The organism is Pseudomonas sp. H3(2019) (genome assembly GCF_007713465.1).
Lineage (GTDB): Bacteria > Pseudomonadota > Gammaproteobacteria > Pseudomonadales > Pseudomonadaceae > Aquipseudomonas.
This window is the reverse complement of sequence record NZ_VMSG01000007.1, coordinates 36,493-53,869: the sequence shown is the minus strand read 5'-3', so window position 1 is coordinate 53,869 and position 17,377 is coordinate 36,493. Positions and strand designations below refer to the sequence as shown.

16 protein-coding genes and 1 pseudogene are annotated in these 17,377 nt (G+C 54.7%); 10 read left to right on the top strand and 7 right to left on the bottom strand.

Annotated elements, in window-relative coordinates:
* The first annotated feature begins 27 nt into the window (after window positions 1–27).
* The 6 genes from FPT12_RS09305 (at window position 28) to FPT12_RS27930 (ending at window position 4,845) form a co-directional block, all read left to right on the top strand.
* Window positions 28–939 (top strand): polysaccharide deacetylase family protein, encoded by a 912-nt coding sequence (locus FPT12_RS09305; protein ID WP_145015910.1) that lies wholly within the window; start codon window positions 28–30, stop codon window positions 937–939.
* Window positions 936–1,760 (top strand): aspartate dehydrogenase, encoded by an 825-nt coding sequence (locus tag FPT12_RS09300; RefSeq protein ID WP_145015908.1) that lies wholly within the window; start codon window positions 936–938, stop codon window positions 1,758–1,760. The genes FPT12_RS09305 and FPT12_RS09300 overlap by 4 nt, the downstream gene beginning before the upstream one ends.
* 77 nt (window positions 1,761–1,837) lie before the next feature.
* Window positions 1,838–3,226, top strand: coding sequence for an amidase (locus FPT12_RS09295; RefSeq protein WP_218570715.1), 1,389 nt, complete (start codon window positions 1,838–1,840; stop codon window positions 3,224–3,226).
* Window positions 3,227–3,257: 31 nt separating this feature from the next.
* On the top strand, window positions 3,258–3,671 hold the full coding sequence (locus FPT12_RS09290) for a VOC family protein (protein WP_145015906.1): 414 nt from the start codon (window positions 3,258–3,260) through the stop codon (window positions 3,669–3,671).
* Complete coding sequence (locus FPT12_RS09285; RefSeq protein ID WP_145015904.1) at window positions 3,668–4,618, top strand: glyoxylate/hydroxypyruvate reductase A; 951 nt, start codon at window positions 3,668–3,670, stop codon at window positions 4,616–4,618. Before FPT12_RS09290 ends, FPT12_RS09285 begins: the two co-directional genes overlap by 4 nt.
* 98 nt (window positions 4,619–4,716) lie before the next feature.
* Window positions 4,717–4,845: a hypothetical protein gene (locus tag FPT12_RS27930; RefSeq protein ID WP_256676682.1), complete on the top strand. Its 129-nt coding sequence runs from the start codon at window positions 4,717–4,719 to the stop codon at window positions 4,843–4,845.
* Window positions 4,846–4,939: 94 nt separating this feature from the next.
* Here the strand turns inward: FPT12_RS27930 and FPT12_RS27925 are convergent.
* Together FPT12_RS27925 and FPT12_RS09265 are read right to left on the bottom strand one after the other, a co-directional pair.
* A pseudogene (locus FPT12_RS27925) lies at window positions 4,940–5,074 on the bottom strand (MFS transporter); the annotation flags it as partial.
* Window positions 5,075–5,562: 488 nt separating this feature from the next.
* The gene (locus FPT12_RS09265) at window positions 5,563–6,198 is read right to left on the bottom strand and encodes a hypothetical protein (RefSeq protein WP_145015903.1); all 636 of its coding nucleotides are present in this window, start codon (window positions 6,196–6,198) and stop codon (window positions 5,563–5,565) included.
* 659 nt (window positions 6,199–6,857) lie between these two features.
* Between FPT12_RS09265 and FPT12_RS09260 the strand changes: the two genes are divergently transcribed.
* A complete protein-coding gene (locus tag FPT12_RS09260) occupies window positions 6,858–8,492 on the top strand; it encodes a hypothetical protein (RefSeq protein WP_145015901.1) in 1,635 nt (544 codons plus the stop codon).
* A gap of 346 nt (window positions 8,493–8,838) precedes the next feature.
* Entirely contained in the window at window positions 8,839–9,480 is a 642-nt protein-coding gene (locus FPT12_RS27920; RefSeq protein ID WP_256676681.1) for a hypothetical protein, read from the top strand.
* 142 nt (window positions 9,481–9,622) lie between these two features.
* Here FPT12_RS27920 and FPT12_RS09250 read toward each other — a convergent pair whose 3' ends face one another.
* The 4 genes from FPT12_RS09250 to FPT12_RS09235 form a co-directional block, all read right to left on the bottom strand.
* The gene (locus FPT12_RS09250) at window positions 9,623–9,859 is read right to left on the bottom strand and encodes a hypothetical protein (RefSeq protein WP_145015898.1); all 237 of its coding nucleotides are present in this window, start codon (window positions 9,857–9,859) and stop codon (window positions 9,623–9,625) included.
* A 695-nt stretch (window positions 9,860–10,554) separates the two neighbouring features.
* Window positions 10,555–11,397, bottom strand: a complete 843-nt coding sequence (locus FPT12_RS09245) for a hypothetical protein (RefSeq protein ID WP_145015896.1) — start codon at window positions 11,395–11,397, stop codon at window positions 10,555–10,557.
* A gap of 175 nt (window positions 11,398–11,572) precedes the next feature.
* Entirely contained in the window at window positions 11,573–12,604 is a 1,032-nt protein-coding gene (locus FPT12_RS09240; protein ID WP_256200701.1) for a M48 family metallopeptidase, read from the bottom strand.
* 128 nt (window positions 12,605–12,732) lie between these two features.
* Window positions 12,733–13,890 (bottom strand): hypothetical protein, encoded by a 1,158-nt coding sequence (locus FPT12_RS09235; RefSeq protein ID WP_145015894.1) that lies wholly within the window; start codon window positions 13,888–13,890, stop codon window positions 12,733–12,735.
* A gap of 249 nt (window positions 13,891–14,139) precedes the next feature.
* On the opposite strand from FPT12_RS09235, the gene FPT12_RS09230 reads away from it, so the two are divergent.
* Window positions 14,140–15,738: an LA2681 family HEPN domain-containing protein gene (locus tag FPT12_RS09230; protein ID WP_145015892.1), complete on the top strand. Its 1,599-nt coding sequence runs from the start codon at window positions 14,140–14,142 to the stop codon at window positions 15,736–15,738.
* A 107-nt stretch (window positions 15,739–15,845) separates the two neighbouring features.
* Here FPT12_RS09230 and FPT12_RS09225 read toward each other — a convergent pair whose 3' ends face one another.
* Complete coding sequence (locus FPT12_RS09225; RefSeq protein WP_038450130.1) at window positions 15,846–16,667, bottom strand: NADPH-dependent oxidoreductase; 822 nt, start codon at window positions 16,665–16,667, stop codon at window positions 15,846–15,848.
* 138 nt (window positions 16,668–16,805) lie between these two features.
* Here FPT12_RS09225 and FPT12_RS09220 point away from each other — a divergent pair, with 138 nt between their 5' ends.
* Entirely contained in the window at window positions 16,806–17,120 is a 315-nt protein-coding gene (locus FPT12_RS09220) for a hypothetical protein (protein ID WP_145015890.1), read from the top strand.
* Window positions 17,121–17,377 lie beyond the last annotated feature (257 nt).

Below are 17,377 nucleotides of genomic sequence, written 5' to 3'. Positions count from 1 at the left end.
AGAACCATCATCAAAAGAGACTTGTTCATGCTACCTGGACCTAATCGCTTTGCTTATTCAGGCATAGAGTCACGCGCAGATTTCCAATGGCCGGAGGGCAAGCGACTGGCGTTTTATGTCGCGCTCTGCGTCGAGCATTTTTCCTACGGCAGCGGCGGGCTCGGGCTGTCTTACTCGCCCGGTATTCCTCAACCCAATACCTACAACTGGGCCTGGCGCGAGTACGGCAATCGCGTCGGCGGCTGGCGCATTCTGGCACTGTGCAAGGAGTTGGGCATTCCGCTTACGGTGTTGCTCAACACTGAATGCTATGAGCACTGCCCTGAGCTGGTACAGGCATTGGTAGACGCCGGAGCGGAAATCGTTGCCCATGGGCGCAGCAACTCCGAAATACAGAACGGTTTGTCAGAGGAACAGGAATGGCAGTTGATCCATTCGGCGACCGAATCGATCAAGCAACACAGCGGCGTACAGCCCGCCGGCTGGATGAGCCCCGGTGCCAACCCCAGCGCTGTTACCGAAGACCTGCTTCAAGAAGCCGGCTATTTATACACTCTGGACTGGCCGATGGATGACCAGCCGGTATGGATGAAAACCCGTGAAGGCAAGCTGCTGAGCCTGCCGTATCCGCATGAAGTCAACGATGTACCTATGGTCGTTCTGCATCACGGAACTGCACCGGCCTTCGCGGAAATGGCGATCGCCAATTTCGATGAAATGCTGGTCCAGTCCACCGAGCAGTCCCTCGTCTACGGTATGACCTTGCACACCTTCATCATGGGTCAGCCGTTTCGACTACGAGCCTTGCGCAAACTGCTCGAACACATCAAACGCCGGGACGATGCCGTTTGGTTCACCACCGCCGGGGAAATTGCCAAGCATTACGCGCAGCAGATTATGCCGGATTTCAACGATAGCCCTCAGGGAGCCCAAGCATGACCACTAGCCCATATTCTTCCGATTTGCGCATCGGCATCGTCGGTCTGGGCGCTGTCGGTGTGTCGTTGGCGCGAGCCTTTGATGCAGGCATCCCCGGCATCCGTCTGGTGGGTGTCACCGTACGCAATCCCGAGCGCGCAGCAGGGGTGTTGGCCTACCTGAAGAATCCTCCGGCGCTGCTGGACCTGGATGAATTGGCGCTGGCCTGCGATGTGGTCATCGAATGCGCACCCGCGGCGCTGTTGCCGAAGATTGCGCTGCCCGTTCTGAGCGCCGGTAAAAAGCTGGTGGTGCTCAGTTCCAGCGCCTTGTTGGACAACCCGCACCTGATCGACCTCGCGCGTCTGCATGGTGGCCAGATTCTTGTGCCTAGCGGTGCCTTGCTTGGGCTGGATGCAGTGACCGCAGCGGCGGAGGGCGTGATTCACTCTGTACGAATGATCACGCGCAAGCCACCTCATGGCCTGGCGGGTGCGCCATATCTGCTGGAGAACTGCATCAGCATCGAAGGGCTCGACAAGCCCAAGCGCGTGTTCAGCGGCAGTGCACGCGAGGCTGCTCGCGGGTTTCCGGCCAACCTCAATGTGGTGGTCGCCTTATCGCTGGCAGGGATCGGCCCTGACCGCACGACCCTGGAAATCTGGGCGGACCCGACAGTGACCCGCAATACCCATTTGATCGAGGTCGATGCCGATTCGGCGCGCCTGACCATGACCATCGAGAACATCCCCTCGGACAACCCCAAGACCGGTCGTATTACCGCACAGAGTGTCGTGGCCTTGCTGCGCAAGATGAACGCGCCGCTGCGCATCGGGACGTAAACCTCACTCGTATCGCGCCTGCGAGCGGGCTGCCTGCAACCTGTGCTGACACCGGACTATCGGCCCAGGCTAATCGCTTGATTGATCATGGAGGATTTTCTGTTATGAACTTGATGTCGCTGGAGTCGCTGCGTATTGAGTTGGCGTGTGGTCGAACCACCAGCCGCGCGCTGCTCGAAACCTGCCTGGAACGTGCACTTGATCCAGAGGGTGAAGGTGCGCAGACCTTTTTGCATATTGATGTGCGAGGCGCCCGGCTGCGGGCCGATGCGATTGATGCCTGGCGCCAGAAGGGCCAACAGATGTCGCCTTATGCAGGGCTCACGGTGTCGGTCAAGGATCTGTTCGATGTAGCGGGGCAGGTGACGGCAGCCGGGTCCCAGGTTCTATCCAGCGCACCGCCGGCCCACGAGGACGCCTGCGCCGTCGCGCGACTGAAGGCTGCGGGTTTGATCATCATCGGCCGAACCAATATGAGCGAGTTTGCCTATACCGGCATTGGTCTCAACCCCCATTACGGGACGCCGGCCAACCCCTTCGAGCGTGCACTCAAACGCATCCCCGGGGGCTCGTCCTCGGGGGCTGCAATATCTGTCACCGACGGGATGGCGGCGGCTGGGCTCGGTACCGATACCGGTGGCTCGTGCCGGATTCCTGCGGCCTTGACCGGCATCAGCGGCTTCAAACCCAGCGCATCGAGGGTCAATGGCAGGGGGGTGTTTGGGTTATCCAAGAGCCTCGATTCAGTCGGTGTGCTGGCGCCCGAGGCAAGCTGTTGTGCGATTATCGACAGCATCGTTGCCGGAAAAGATATCCGCCTGCCTGCCGAAATCAATCTGCGTGGAGTGAAGTTCGGCGTGCCCCGGACCCTGGTGCTAGATGGCCTTGATCAGCACGTGGCGCAGACGTATTCGGCAGTCTTGAAGCGCTTGCGCGATGCCGGCGCCGAGCTGCGGGAGATGGCGCTTGATGAGTTGGCCGAAGTGGCCACGATCAATCGCCGGGGAGCGATTGTGGCGGTTGAAGCTTATGCCTTGCATCAGGAGATATTGCGCACCTGTGCGGATCAGTACGACCCCAATGTACGGGCGCGTATCGAGAACGGTATGTTGTACAGCAAGGCTGATTATGAGGATGCCTGTAACGCTCGCCGGGACTGGATCACGCGTGTGCAACGGCGCATGCAGGACGTGGATCTGTTGATATGCCCCACGGTCCCGATCATAGCACCGACCTTTTCCCAAGTGGCAGACAGCAGGGATTTCCAACACTTCAATCTGCTGTTGCTGCGCAATCCCATGCTCGCCAACTTTCTTGATGGCTGCTCTGTTTCCATCCCTTGCCATGAATCCGGCACAGCCCCTGTGGGGTTGATGCTGATTGATCGGCATGGCCGCGATGAGCCATTGCTGAGTGTGGCTCAGTCCGTGCAGCGACTTTTACGAAGTGCCAAAAACCGCGTATGACCTAACGTTCAGTTGTTATCTGGAGAACATCATGCAGTCTATTTTTCATCTGGCTTATCACGTTCGGGACCTCGATGAATCGCGTCATTTCTACTGCACGTTGTTGGGATGCAAGGAAGGGCGGAGTACCGAGACCTGGGTCGATATCGACTTTTTCGGTCACCAGCTCTCATTGCACCTTGGCGAGCCTTTCGCCGTGACCAATACCGGACGCGTCGGCGAACATTGGGTACCGATGCCACACCTGGGGGTGATTCTCGCAATGCCTGACTGGCAGGCGCTGGCTGATCGACTGGTAGAGGAGGGGCTTGCATTTGTCATGGCACCGAGCATTCGTTTTGTCGGCCAGCCGGGCGAGCAGGCGACGATGTTCTTCCTCGACCCGGCGGGAAACCCGATTGAAGTGAAAGGCTTTGCGGATCTGCAGCAGGTGTATGCCGTATGAATCCGCCGATTCCGTTTCTCGCCGCGCCTGGCTATGCGGCGACGCAACAATGGATCATAGCCCTGCAACAGGCGATGCCTGGCGAACGTATTGTCACGTTCAGCCAACTCAATGATGCTGATAAAGCCGCGTGCACTCTGGCCATCGTGGCCAATCCCAGCCCCGCGGACTTGAAGCAGTTGCCTGAGTTGCGCTGGGTGCATAGCGTCTGGGCGGGCGTCGAACGCCTTGTCGCCGAGTTCAAGCAGACTCAGGCTGAACTGAAGATCGTCCGCCTGATCGACCCGCAACTTGCCGAAACCATGGCCGAAGCCGTACTGGCCTGGACGCTGTATCTGCATCGCGACATGCCCAGCTATACCCGTCAGCAACGGCAGAAACGTTGGCAGCCACTGCCTGTCGTGCGCGCTCAAGAGCGGACGGTCGGCTTGCTTGGCTTGGGCGTGCTGGGCGAAGCGGCTGCACAGCGTTTGCATGCGGCAAACTTCAAGGTCAGAGGCTGGAGTCGTGAGCGCAAGGCTCTGGTGAATGTAGAGTGCTTCGCCGGCGCTGCAGAATTGCAATCGATGCTCGCCGCGACTGACATCCTGATTTGTCTGCTGCCATTGACCGAGCACACCACCGGGTTGCTCAACGCCCAAATCCTCAGCTGGCTACCGGCGGGCGCCAGCCTGATCAACTTTGCCAGAGGGCCGATCATCGATGACGCCGCGCTGTTGAGTGCACTGGACAGCGGCCATATTAGCCATGCGGTGCTGGACGTCTTTGCCGTTGAACCCTTACCCGAAGACCAATGGCAGTGGGCACATCCAAAGGTGACGGTGCTGCCGCATTGTTCTGCGCCGACCCATCATCAAACCGCATCAGCCATCGTCGCATCCAACATTCAGGCATTTCGCAGCAGCGGTTTAATCCCAGCAAGCGTCGATACGCGAACAGGTTACTGATTCGGCACCGCCATCCCGGTGAGATTCATGGGGGCTGTTCATTATTCTGGAGGCTTATGGGCTCTTGTGTCGTGGTCTAACGAAATCGGACGCGACGGATGAGTGAAGTGGGTCTGACCCTCAACGAAGAAAAGTCGAAGATTGTCTACATCGACACATTCGAGCGGCACAATGTTGCGACGAGCTTCACCTTTCTCGGGTATGACTTCAAGGTGCGTGAACCCTGAAGAACTCCAAAGGCGAACTCTTTCGTAAGTGCGTGCCAGGAGCGTCGATGAAGGCAATAAGCCGGGTTTCGCGGGCGGGGCGTTCGGGCAGCGACGGACGCGTTTCCTTGGCGAACCAGGCGGCGGTCAGGCACACAAGGTTAGCGATCAGCAGGTACCAGACCGGTGACATCGGGTCACCGGTGGTGCCGATCAGCCAGGTGATGACGATCTGCGCCGTACCGCCAAACTTGAGTTGCTGGGCTCAGGCCAATGCCTCTTCCAATGCCCGCGAAAGCGGGCCTTCATCAGCCCCTAAATTGACAGCTTCCATCTGGATTGCCGGGATTTAAAGACGCCTGACGCCCATAATTGGTCTTTGTGTCGTCAATCAGGGAAGGATTCCGGCTAAGCCTTCGCACGAGTTTCCGAATCGGAAACTTTCCACCTGAGCCTGCTGATGGTTTTCACTGTGAAAACCATTGTTTTCGCGTACGCGAAAATCGCCGTCGGCTGCTTGGATTACTCCCCTAAAGAGCGACGGACGCAAGCGCAGCGGGCGGCTGGCACACGTGGCCAGCGTCGGTATTTTTTCAGCGTTCGTTACTGCAGGCGTTATCAACGGCCTTGAGGACTTCTCATTACATATAACTAAACCAAATAGCCATTTGGTTTAGTTATAATTTTCGAGACATAAAAAGAGAGCAGGGAACAGCTAATAGGTTCCCTCCAACTCAATCATTTACCGAAAAGACGCTCATGAACCCAACCGTTGTTGGTCAGAATCATGGCTCGCGTTTCCTTGATGGGAGTCTTCTCGCTGGCAACCACTGGCGCCAGGCCACGAATGGTAGCTACGACCGCCTCGTTATGAGCCCAATCCGGTAGATCATGGACCTTATAGGAGTAAGTCACCCGAGAGATCTTCTGACCCATCATATCGCCAGGCTCGCTAAATTGATCAACACTGACAATCTGAGCCTTACCCACACAGAGGCCGCCTGCGGTGGTTCCGTTCATGAGTTTTTGCGCGTTGTTCTTGTAGAATTTGCGACCTTCATCAGTTAGATCGAACGAGTAACGAATGTCGGTTCGTTGTTCTTGCCAGAGGCTCTTGGGAATCTCTTTCCGAGACAATTCGACTTCTTTGATGATGCCGACCTGGGCCAGAGCATGCAGGGCCTTGTTGTTGCCGGTAATGTCAAAGTCCTTGGTTTCAGTCGGGAACTCAGTGACCACGAAGCACTGAGGGTACTGAGTGTCCAAATAAGTCTGAGCAGCTTTTTCGAAGTTTTCTTCGTTGGCTTTCTTGGGATCGGAGCAGCCGGCCAGCGCTGCGAGCAGAATTGTCAGAGATACAATCTTCCTGTCCATCACGTTACGTCCTTGATTGCTTAATACGAACGCCATCCGACTGAGTACCCAGCGAATGCCGGAGACGGATTAGATGCGATCAGCCGTGAGCAATGCAACTGAAAACAGGGCTGGTTTTTGAGAAACACTGCGCTCAATCTGACCGCCACTGCCTCCCACGTAAGGATACGAAGCTACGCATAATGTATATTATGTTAAATAATGTGTCTGAGCGGAACTTTCCTCCATCTCAAATCTCAACCGTCCACTCTGACCATCGCTCCTGTGAGCGTTGAAACAAAAACGGAATTCTGTCGCGTCACCGGAAACAGCCCTTTCCCAATGCCTTGCCCTCGACAGTTCATGCGCAACCTGAGTTACGGCCGACCACTGTCGAATCCAGAACGGAATGGTAAGGGGTTTGGGGTCATTTTTATTGTGTCCAAGCCTGTCGGAACCAAAACGGAAAAATGTTAAGACCTCTGTCTGCTCCGCACCTAACCTTTTGAAATATATGCCTTTCTTTAAAGCGCATTGTTCACTCCAACTAATCGCTGTCAGAGCCAAATCGGATTAAAGATACGCTGCGCAAGGCGTTTGTCTTCAAGGTTTGCCAAGCCTAGATACTCAGCTACATTGGGCTGGTACATGCTCCAATCGGTCTCATCAAGGACGTCATGGTGTTCCCGAGATCAATCCTCACCGACCACGGTGAAACCGCACGCCGTACTGAAGCCGACGTTAACGTCATCGAAGCCGATGGGCGTTTTGTAACCCAGTCGTCTCTGATCTTCGGCTACCTAGCCTCATTCCCGGCAAAGACACACGCAATCGAAACCTACGATTATTTTTGCCGGTACGTCGAAAGCCTTCCTCCCTACATGCGAAGCAAGCCTCGCATCGTGACCTTCCTAGAAAAATTCGTCCTCTGGGCAATTTGCATTGCAAGGAAGCCACTGGCTGAATTCACGGCAGCAGATCTCAGGGTCTTCAGCGCGTTCTCCGCGCGGCCTCCAGAAACTTGGATTGGCGTTCGGGATGCGAGATTCGACATTAATGAAGGCACAGAGCGCCTTAGCGAAGACTGGAAGCCATTCGTCCAACCAATAACAGACCCTGAATCTGGGTACGTGCTAAACCGATTTTTTAAGTTTTTGAGCATGGACTTGGGTGTACAGCCCAAGCTGGCGAGCTGCGATTTGTATAGAGCTCCCCGAATTCCCTTCAGTGAGCAAGACGACTCCCAAGCCCAGGCGTACCTTCAATACCTAGCCAACCTGACGCCGTCCACCAAGGTTTCTGAGCGTAGTTTGTTCGTATGCTCGGTCTGCTATCACCTGTGCCTCAGCTTCAAGGAGTGGCGCTCAGCGCGACTTCACTTTTCGATGTCGTGCTTCTCATCAATAGGCTCGGACGATCCGCGCTTCACTATGCGAGGTCATCTTCGGGACTACAGTATCCCCGTTCCTCAAACCCTTATAGACACGATAGCCAGATACAGGCACGGTCTGGGTATGAGCGCCATTCCATCAGTGGACGAAGTCGATCCAATACTCACGGAGGCGTTGCTCAATAAGTTAATGTGGAGACTCCCCAAAATGCCTGGCTTGGAGTGTTCTCCGAGTGAGTTGCTTGATCGAGCCGTGGGTTTTCGCGTCACTCTGCTCGATCAGCCAGCACCGATTCGCCCGTCACCCAGCGAAACGTCGCGCCAGTACCGGTTGGGATGGACGCGTAAGCAGCTATCGAAAGCACGCGGAGTCATTCATCATCAAGATACTGCGGATCTGGACACGCATTACCACAAACAGAATCGCCCGCCTCCATTATTTGGCATGCACCAGAGAGACGTACTAGTTTTTACGAAGCCACAGGCCCAAGCCTATGTCGAAAGCTGCTTTCCTAAAAAATGCTTCACCGTCGCGATGGACTCGTTTGAGGTAATTCGAGCGTATCGATCGTGCAGTGCGGATCGGCTAAAGCTAGTGGCGCTTGAAAAACTGCTTTTGTGGTCAATCTACGTTAAACAAAAATGCCTTCATTCTTTGAGACCGCTTGATGGTCGGGAGTTTTACGAGTTTTGTCTTTCGCCGCCTGCTAGCTGGACGACTAGGTATGCCCAGGCAAGGCTGCATGTGGAAATTAAGAGCGTGATACCAAATCCTAAGTGGGCTCCATTTGTCCGCATCTCCGGTGGCGATCACGACATGGTTGTGCGAGCAGCTCGAATCATAGACTGGTGCGATAACGTTTGTGATTCATTACTCAAGATCGAATCAATCAAGATAAACATTTTCTCTAATTTGCTGGACTAGGGAGTTAGATGTTTAAAACTACGCAAGTCTACTCAAGCAGCGAAGCAAGACCGCCCTCCTCAGTCCATCTGATTTCATGATCCTTGAGTGCCCAAGAGCCGGTGTCAGCGTTTCGCCACTTCTGGACGCCCCCCCCCCCTAAACCTGGACGCCCCGGCCAACGAAAAATCGAGTGCATGATCGTTACATCCGCCCTCCTCTTCGTTCTTCCCTGCACGAAAATAGCTCCATGGGGTAAGCATCCGAGCCGCTCTGTATCTCCTAGCTCCGGCCAGAAAGCTACCATCAGAATGCAGATGAAGCGGTCGCCTCGGGCGATCGAAGTAACGAAGCTTTCAAAGAGTCCGTGGGTCTTGCATGGCTCGACTTCATTGCGCCGCCATTCCAGCGAGGAGTCGACGACAACCTGATCGTTTATCACGTAGCAAGCTCGTCGCACATGGAAAGCGCTGTCGAGGTTGTGAGACTTGCGCTCGGCTCACTGTCGCACGACACCTGGTACGCCCGCGTTCATGCTGAAGGGAGCAATGAACGGAACAGGGCTGCGTACGCGGCTATTAGAGCTGCTGCTGAGCACTACAACGAAGCGCCTGTCGCGGACGAAGATTTGCGGCAGTTTGCGCTCCACCTCAAGTTTTTCCCTCATGATCTGGATATTGAGTTCTGCTTCGAGCCGTTGTTCAGACACCCTCACTGTCCAGAAGGCTTCCGCCAGCTGGACAGTGAGCAGGTCTTCTTCAAATTCCGCAGCTACAGAATCAGTCCCGCGGCTCGTCGAGCTATTGAGCAAAGCCTGCAAGCGGCTGAACAGCGAGCGGAGCGTCCATGCAAGCTGGTGAAGCTGAATGCGGAGATCACCTACGCCTTCGTAGTCCCATTCTGGTCAGAAGTAGCTCCGTCCATGTTGACTGCCACCGAGGTAAAGACCGGAAGTGAGGTACCTGCACTTGGTTCGGATGGGCAGCAAACTGAAGGGCGTGGTGCATGATCTGCCCTCGGTGCCCTGGTCGTAGATCTCACTGGTCGCCGATTTTCATCCAGCCAAAGCCGTTCCAGATTGATGTTTCAACCGGGAACGGCTCTCCAGGGTTAGATAAGGTCATATGGTGAGTAACGGGATACTTGAGCAGCTATTTGGGCAGCTGCCCTTCATCATCCGTTTCGCTCAGGTCGTCTGGACTAATAGGCTCCAGGTTATAATTAAGGAGGACGCCAGCTTTGGAGTCTTGATAAGTAACCAGTTTGTATTTCTGCTCTACTGCAGAGGGGGCTTCGTCGGCGAACAGACAATCTATGACCGTGTAGTCCACCTGCACAACTCTGGGGTCATTTTTCATCTGATCTTCTCCCCGCTTTATTGAAGCCATGTAGCAAACCTGCTCATTGGCGTCGTGGGATTGAGAGTAGGACGTCGGCTAAGCTTGTCAAGGTGGTTCTTCATCGTTCGTCAGTGGGTAGTGATCTCAATTAAAAACGCAGCATGGAACTTTTCAAGGCTAAGGCTTAGACAATATATTGTTAATTGCCTCAATGGTATACTAAGTACACTTAATAGATTGCCCTAAATCCTCTTGCGGAATCAATGCATTACTGAGCAGTCGGCAAGCATCACAAGAATTAGTCGACTAAGTGTACTTAATTCCTATTGAGCGGTTGTATCTCTAAGGGCCTGAATGGTGTGATAGCGCTAATATTTTACGGTCGAATCATAAATTGAAAAAAACAATGAGCACGGCCAAGGTTCTGCGCTTCTTGCAGCGCCGCCTGGGGTTGATTCTTTGATGGAGGCTCAATTTTTTTGCCTGCTTTTGAAACCAGGCTGGAGAACTATGGATTGGGCAAGGCAGGTGCTTTGCTCAGTGGTCTACAAGGAAGGTCAACGTTGTCTGCCAGGCAGATGCGCCCTACTCCAATCTTTCCTTGATAGGGGTACAACAAGAGCTCCTGATGAAATAGGCTAACCCCCGCCGGCTTGCAGCGAGCTGAAGCTCTAGGGCTTGGCCGGACGTGGATGCAGTGACCGGCTAGGCTTAAGTCAAAAAAAGTACTCGACTGATGCCATTCATTCAACCCAAACTGATGTCGGGTTTTCGCTTAAGGCCGAATATTCACACGTAACGGTCTTGAAGCCTTCTGGGATAGCCACCGAGCGCAGATAAGACACTTTTCTCCACTCGAACCCTGCAAACTCATCTAGGGTTGGAGCAACAAGAGCCAAGCGTTTATCGGCGTCCAGAAATACCATGGTTGTTGTGGAGCTATCGATATTCGCGCAAGGAGAGTGCGCATTGAAATCTACAGACTGAGCGATCCTGTAGATCATTTGAAGCCTCTGAATATCTTTGTCAATCCTGAAATGCGAAAATAGGGTTATGATTATAAATGTGAGCCCTGTTACAACTTGGCAGAATATAAGCATGAACTCTTTACCATGATGGTGTCCTTGCATCACCGAAAGGGCTGCCAAGACGAAGCACGCTATGCCTGAGGCGACGAAAAATAAAAACAGGAAATTGATCATGTGCAACAGAGTGCTCGCCATCAAGGTCATCGGAAAAGCACTGGCTTCCATGTGGAATATAGTGTTGATATCCACTGATGCCTTTGCCCTGGCGACGTAACCTAGGCATGCAACAAAGAAAGCCCATAACAACAAACTAGACTTCAGATTGATGAGGCGATTCATTAGGGTTACTTCAACCAAGCCCAAAAACACATAAATCGAGCCCAGCACGACGCCGCACATATAAATGGCGAATTTGTCGGGTTCTGGATCAGTACCGTTATTACATGCGATTGCGATGGCAAACATAACGCAGATCACTAGGCTCACACCGAATAAGGCACGGACTGCGGACTCTTTAGCTTTAGTTTCATCTGAAGGGTTGGTGTAGGAAATGCTCAACGCTCTCTAACCTTATTTGACTCGTGAATGATGATGGTAGCGACAGCAGGAGTGACCTCTCCCAGAAGAGACCAAGCCTTACCATCTCAAATTCCGGGATGGAGTCGGATTGATCTGGCCGGTTATATTTTGGATTAACTAAAAACCGTGGTTTACAGGAGTTGGCTCACTCCAGCTACTCAGCCTTGATCCGCTTGGTCACCGATGCCAGCCTGCGCTTAACGCCAATTTTTGGATTCAAAGCCAGCGACTCCTCATAGACTTGGACTGCTTCGGGGTACTGGCCTAGCTGCTCGTGCGCAAGCCCCTGGACTTTGAGCGCTGTGGGCCTCCAGGCAGGGTTTTCATCTGCGCCGAGTGTACGGGCACGGCGTACAGCGGTCAGGACTTCCAGCGTGCGCTCGTCTGTCAGGTCGCCCTCCCCTAAAATCTTTTCTGCGGCGAGGATGATGCGGTCGTAACGGGAGGAATTGAGGTTGGCATCGCCGAGCTGATCAGCATCGATGAATTGGCCGTGAACGTTGTACCGGAAGCTCCCCATGTCCTTGAACAACACCATGAGTTCTCCTGTACTCTCGTCCACTTCATAGCTATCAGGCCATCCGGCCTTCGGAGTGACGCTGTACATTTCGACCCGATTGACCAGGTCAAACAGGAACACCTTGTTGCCATGATCGGTTGGGCTGTTGGCGGTTGCGCAGAATGCGTATTTCCCGTGCCTGGAAATACCACTGGTGAAAATATTTGCCGTCAGCTCTTTAGCTAAGATCACAGAACCGCTGGGATCGAAAACGCTGAACGTCCCAGACAGGGTGCTACCAAAATGCCAATCTTCCAGGCAAAACACGCCGGTGTCACACACGTGGCCATTGTTTGGCCTAGGCATACTCCCATGACAGGCAACGGTACCGCTGCTCGCATCTGCAAGCACGTAGGCCCCTAAACCGGATTCTCTGTGACCTCCCCGACCCGCTGACGGATCGGAGTCTCTCCAGGCGATCGCCCACTTCTTGGACTTAGACAGTTGATAGACGCCTGAGAAACTGAGCGAATCGACTCTGAGGAAATGCTTGTCACGTTGGATCTGAGGGATAGCTTGGAGATCTGGCTGAGCGACCTGGGATTGAGCCTGAGCGGGCTGGTGCTTTGCTGCGGTATTGGATTTGACGGCCTTGGGCCTGTTGAACAGCCAGCTGAAAATGCCCATCTCCTACTCCTTTGGAAATTTGAGCGTGCTGGGATGCGGACGCACATTCCGAATAGTGTACCCGATGCTCAGCGGCTAGCCACACACGACCACTGCGAGAGCTTAGGGCCTAGAGCCATAAGGCTCGCTCACTCTCCAGACGTCTCACTCAGCGCCTGCTGCAATTGCTCAGCAAGCAGAGGCTGAAAAAGCTCAGACTCCGCTATTTGCCACCAAACGTTTGTACCCTCCTCCTCGGTGACAGCCAGCAGGTCGTGGGCCAGAAAAACCTCAAATCCCGCCCGGGCGACCTTGTTCTCGGCGCTGAGTTTATAAATCCCCGCTTGAGCGAGCAGCTTCTTGACGATTAGGGGCAGCAACCAGGCGGAAAAAATGAGGTGATTATGGCGGGGCCAGATACTCCCTTTTTCACCATTTGCGGGGCCATGAGCTGCGGCGTTACGAGCGGCACAGAAATCGTGAACCCAAGCGTCGACTGGGCGATTGACGTGTTTGTCCCAGTGCTCGCGCCACCGCGATTCGTCTAGGCTCCCTTTATGCCAAATGGGCGGGTTCGGTAGCTCATCGAAGTGTTCGTTAATAGCCCTGCGGAAGGCGGCTTTGTCATGTGGGACGTTGAGTAACGTGTCTATGGCAATCCTCATCAGGATCAGCTCAGATCGCTCATCCATGGATGTGGCATCGGTGTTTGCTCTGAGGAAGGAAACCACCGCCTCGTCGATGCGTTCCTTAAGCTCCCCATTAGGTAGCTTGAGTAATGCTTCGAGCAGTGGCGTGTCGAGCGAGATCTGCGTGCGATTGTCGACGTGGTAAGGCCGAATGAACTTGAGCCCCCCACTCCCCGCCAACATGTTTTGTGTTCCACCGTCACGCCGGCGCGTGGTCATACAGGAATGACCCGGTGAGGCGACATCGAACCGCTGCGCCACGACTTGGAGAGTGTCGGCGTTGTAGTACCCGAACATTGAACATAGCGAGCGGGCTGCCATGGCAGAGAATGCGAGGTAGGAGCTCTCTAGCAATCGCTGTTGGATCTGAGAGTCTGAAACCTCCAGTCCAGGTGTGTCATCATCCCAGATGATGAGTGCCGCCTGATGTATCGGTTGAGAGGGGTGAGATCCGAATCCCCGGTCGCCGTAATTGCCAAGGACACCGTCGAAAGCTATTTGCGGGATGCCCAAGACCTCACCAGGCAAACGGCCCCTTTCGTACGGGATCAGGCGCATATCTGCGATTCGCAGCTCTTCGGCAGCAGCCACCCAGGGTAGAAAGAACACTACTGCCATAGTTGCGCCTCTTAATTTTTCACACGTTGAATGATCTTAGCCCGCCGATCGGTGCTCAACGGGGCTGGTAACTGTGGAAGCAGTGAGCGCCTCAGGATCAATGTTGCGGGTCGTCCTGCTCGACGAGCGATGCTCGTGCATGAGCCATCCAATTAATGCTGACATGGCAACCTTTTGACTACGCGGTTGTAGGCGCTGAATGTTTTCAAGGCAGCTAAGATAGTCAGCTTCTCATCGCGGTGATTACCCATGGACGATTTCGCCCGTCGTTTTGCTGAGCAGGGTTATGAACCCCATGCAGACGACCGCTCTCACCTTCTGAAGGCATTGAATGAACAGCTTCGCAACCCAGGCGACTCTCCTCGTCTTCTACGCTTCTATGACTCATTGATCGATGCTGCAGATGACGGCGCCGATGAAGGTATCTTGCGGCGTGCGACGGAGCTAGTGGAATTAGTGGCTTCGCGCATCGAGCCGGAGAACGGATGCCTCGTTTTCTACTCATGTTCCAATGCATGGGCCGCGCTGAGGAAGCTGGAGGTGCAGTCATGGGAGGACGATACCCTTGACCACCCTGCTCTGCTCAAACAGCTTTATTTCTTGCGCGCATCTATACAGCACACAGGTTTTAAAGAGCTGTCACCAATCCTTCGCTCCAGAATCCACTGCAACTTAGGCAATGCGCTCAAGGTGTGTGGACGATGGATCGAGGCGCTTGGGGAATGGCGCAAGGCCTTGGAGGATAATCCGATCCTGGGTATGGCCCTGGGCAACCTTGGCCTTGGCTTGGCTCAATATGGCAAGGCGCTATACGACCCTGGTCATACGTATTGGCTCCTTGTGCATGCACGGCGCAATCTGGGGTTAGCCATCGCGGGTGGAGTGGGCCGTGATGGCGCTACCTATCCTGAAGCGATAGAGTTTTTCAAATGGCATCACGCCAGGCTAGCCGAATCCGTCGACGACGATGATGATGCAGAGCTGTTAGAGCACAGCCTCGGTTCCTCGAAGGAGGAGCGGCTTTACCGGCGATGGTGCCTTGAGGAAGAGTTATTCCTCAATCCCATGAACGACCTGGGAGCGTTTCCCGCCGCCGCTCAAGACGTACTGAGGTTACCCGATCATGACGCCGACGCTGGAATCACGTACCTAGGCTTTTACAACCAGCTGAAGCAGGAGTACGGGTTCGCCCGTCATTGTCTTTACCTAGGAGAACACGCCAAACCCGGTCATGTAGCAGACAGGGGCATGGCACTTGCCTTCAATTGCGACTACGCGCTCTATGGCATGGGTCTGGAGCAGATCAAGACTGCCTATCGCAGCGCCTATTCGTTGCTGGATAAGGTTGCCTACTTTATCAATGCCTATTGGAAGCTGGGCATACCCGAAAAGGCGGTAGGCTTTCGGACTGTATGGTTCAAATCGGACAAAAATGGTCGTCTACTCCAGCCGCGGGTTGTGCGTGATGAATTCATGTTCACCCGGAATCTTCCGCTTCGCGCGCTCTATTGGGTATCCCAAGACATCTACTCCAAGGAGCTGAAGGATGTAGCTCGACCTGATGCTCAGGCGCTTGATGAATTGAGAAACCACCTTGAGCACAAGTACGCCAAAATCGTGGATTCTTGCCATTGGATTGGCGAGTCCTCAGAACTCTGGACTGATCACTTGGCATTTGTGCTCGACAGGGATGACCTCGCCGCGAAGAGCCTGTTGATGCTGAAGCTGTCCAGGGCTGCGCTGATCTATCTGTGCCTGGCAATGCACTTTGAGGAATCGCAGCATAAGCCTGACGGCCCGGTTGGCCATTTACCAGTTGAAGACTACCCGGACGACCTCAAAACCTGAGACCGGCGCCCATACGATGAAGAACCGTCTTGAGCCGCTCGCGGCCACACCAGAAAACCTAGCGAGCGGCACACCAGCTGAAGGGTTCAGCAAGCCTACGATGAGCTTTACCGCAGCCCAAAGCCCATCCGCGCCAGCTCACCCAGAAGCTCCTCACGCCCATGCAGACTCGAAACATTCCGCAGTCTGCTGACCACTTGCTCCGACCAGCCCGAGGCCTTCATGCCTTCACGCTGATAGAACGCACCCAGGCGCGCATCGTATTCCGAGAGGACGCCCTCCTCGCCGGCGATCGTATAGGTTTCATGATGCAGTACGGCTTGCTGCGGCAGCCGCGGCTTTACCTTTGCAGGACGGTCAGGTGATGGATAGCCGACGCACAGGCCGAAGACGGGATAGACCTGTGGCGGCAGCCCCAACTCTTTGGCGACACCTTCGATGTCATTACGGATGCCGCCGATGTATACGCTGCCAAGCCCCAACGACTCCAGAGCAACCACAGCGTTCTGAGCTGCCAAAGCTGCGTCGATCGTGCCGAGCAGCAAGCTTTCCAGGTACGGCAGCGCCTCCAGCTCTACCCCTGCCTGCTCCGCGATGCGCGAGACCCGAGACAGGTCTGCAAGCCATACTAGGAACAGTGGGGCTTGATGGATATAGGCCTGATTGCCGGCCAGGTCTGACAGTCGCTTCTTACGATCGACATCTTGAACGGCGACGACACTCCAGACCTGGAGATTGGAAGATGTCGATGCGGACTGGGCGGCTGCGACCAGTGTCTCGATCGTGCCTTCGGGCAGAGGTTGATCAGTGAATGCCCGGACGCTCCGGTGATCCAGCAGTTGCTCAATGACCTCATTCCATTGCGTTACCGGCGGAATGTCAGGGGCGCCGTACCGGGCGTTGAGCTTGGACTGGGCATTGGCTGTCATGAGTAGGCTCCAAAGGGCCGAAGGCTACCAAATTGATGTCCGCGCAACACGCTCAACACGCAAGGTTTCATTTACCATTCGGTCAGCCCAGGTCGGACACGGATAGACCGACAACACCCAGATACAGGTACCGCTCTTTTGGAAGCAAAACCACTGACAGCCCGCGAGGCTTATCAGATCCTGCGGGACATCGCTCTCGGGGTTCGTAGCATAAGACGACTAGGTCAGCAGTCGTGGGCTGAAATCTACTGCGGTTTGATGACAGTCGAGGCCGATGGCTGGGTGCTCACGTTCTATAACGACTGCGACACGCTTGACTATTGCGACAGCTGTTACAGCCCAGAGGGGCGAGCCTACGTTTTCGACTCGATGCAGTCGTACAGCACTGATCCTGTAGAGCTGCTGAGCACCTGGGAACATGCGCAGCTGGAAAAGCTGTTGGGCGTCGCGTAGTCGGCCATGGGAGACCGGCTGAGGCTGCGCTAGCGGGTGTTGTAGCAGCGCCGACCTGAGTTTGAACATCGGTGTTTGCCCTTCGCCGGCACGAGCCGTGCAAGATCGCTTCTTTCTGGCTGTATCTCAGCTCGTGGCATGAGGTTGTGCCTAGCATTGATTGTCGTCGACTGCTTTGCGACCAGATGCTGCGGATTGCGATGAGTCGGTACTGGAGCTCTTTCGCAGATAGGCGATGCTAGCCGGCCAGCCAAGCC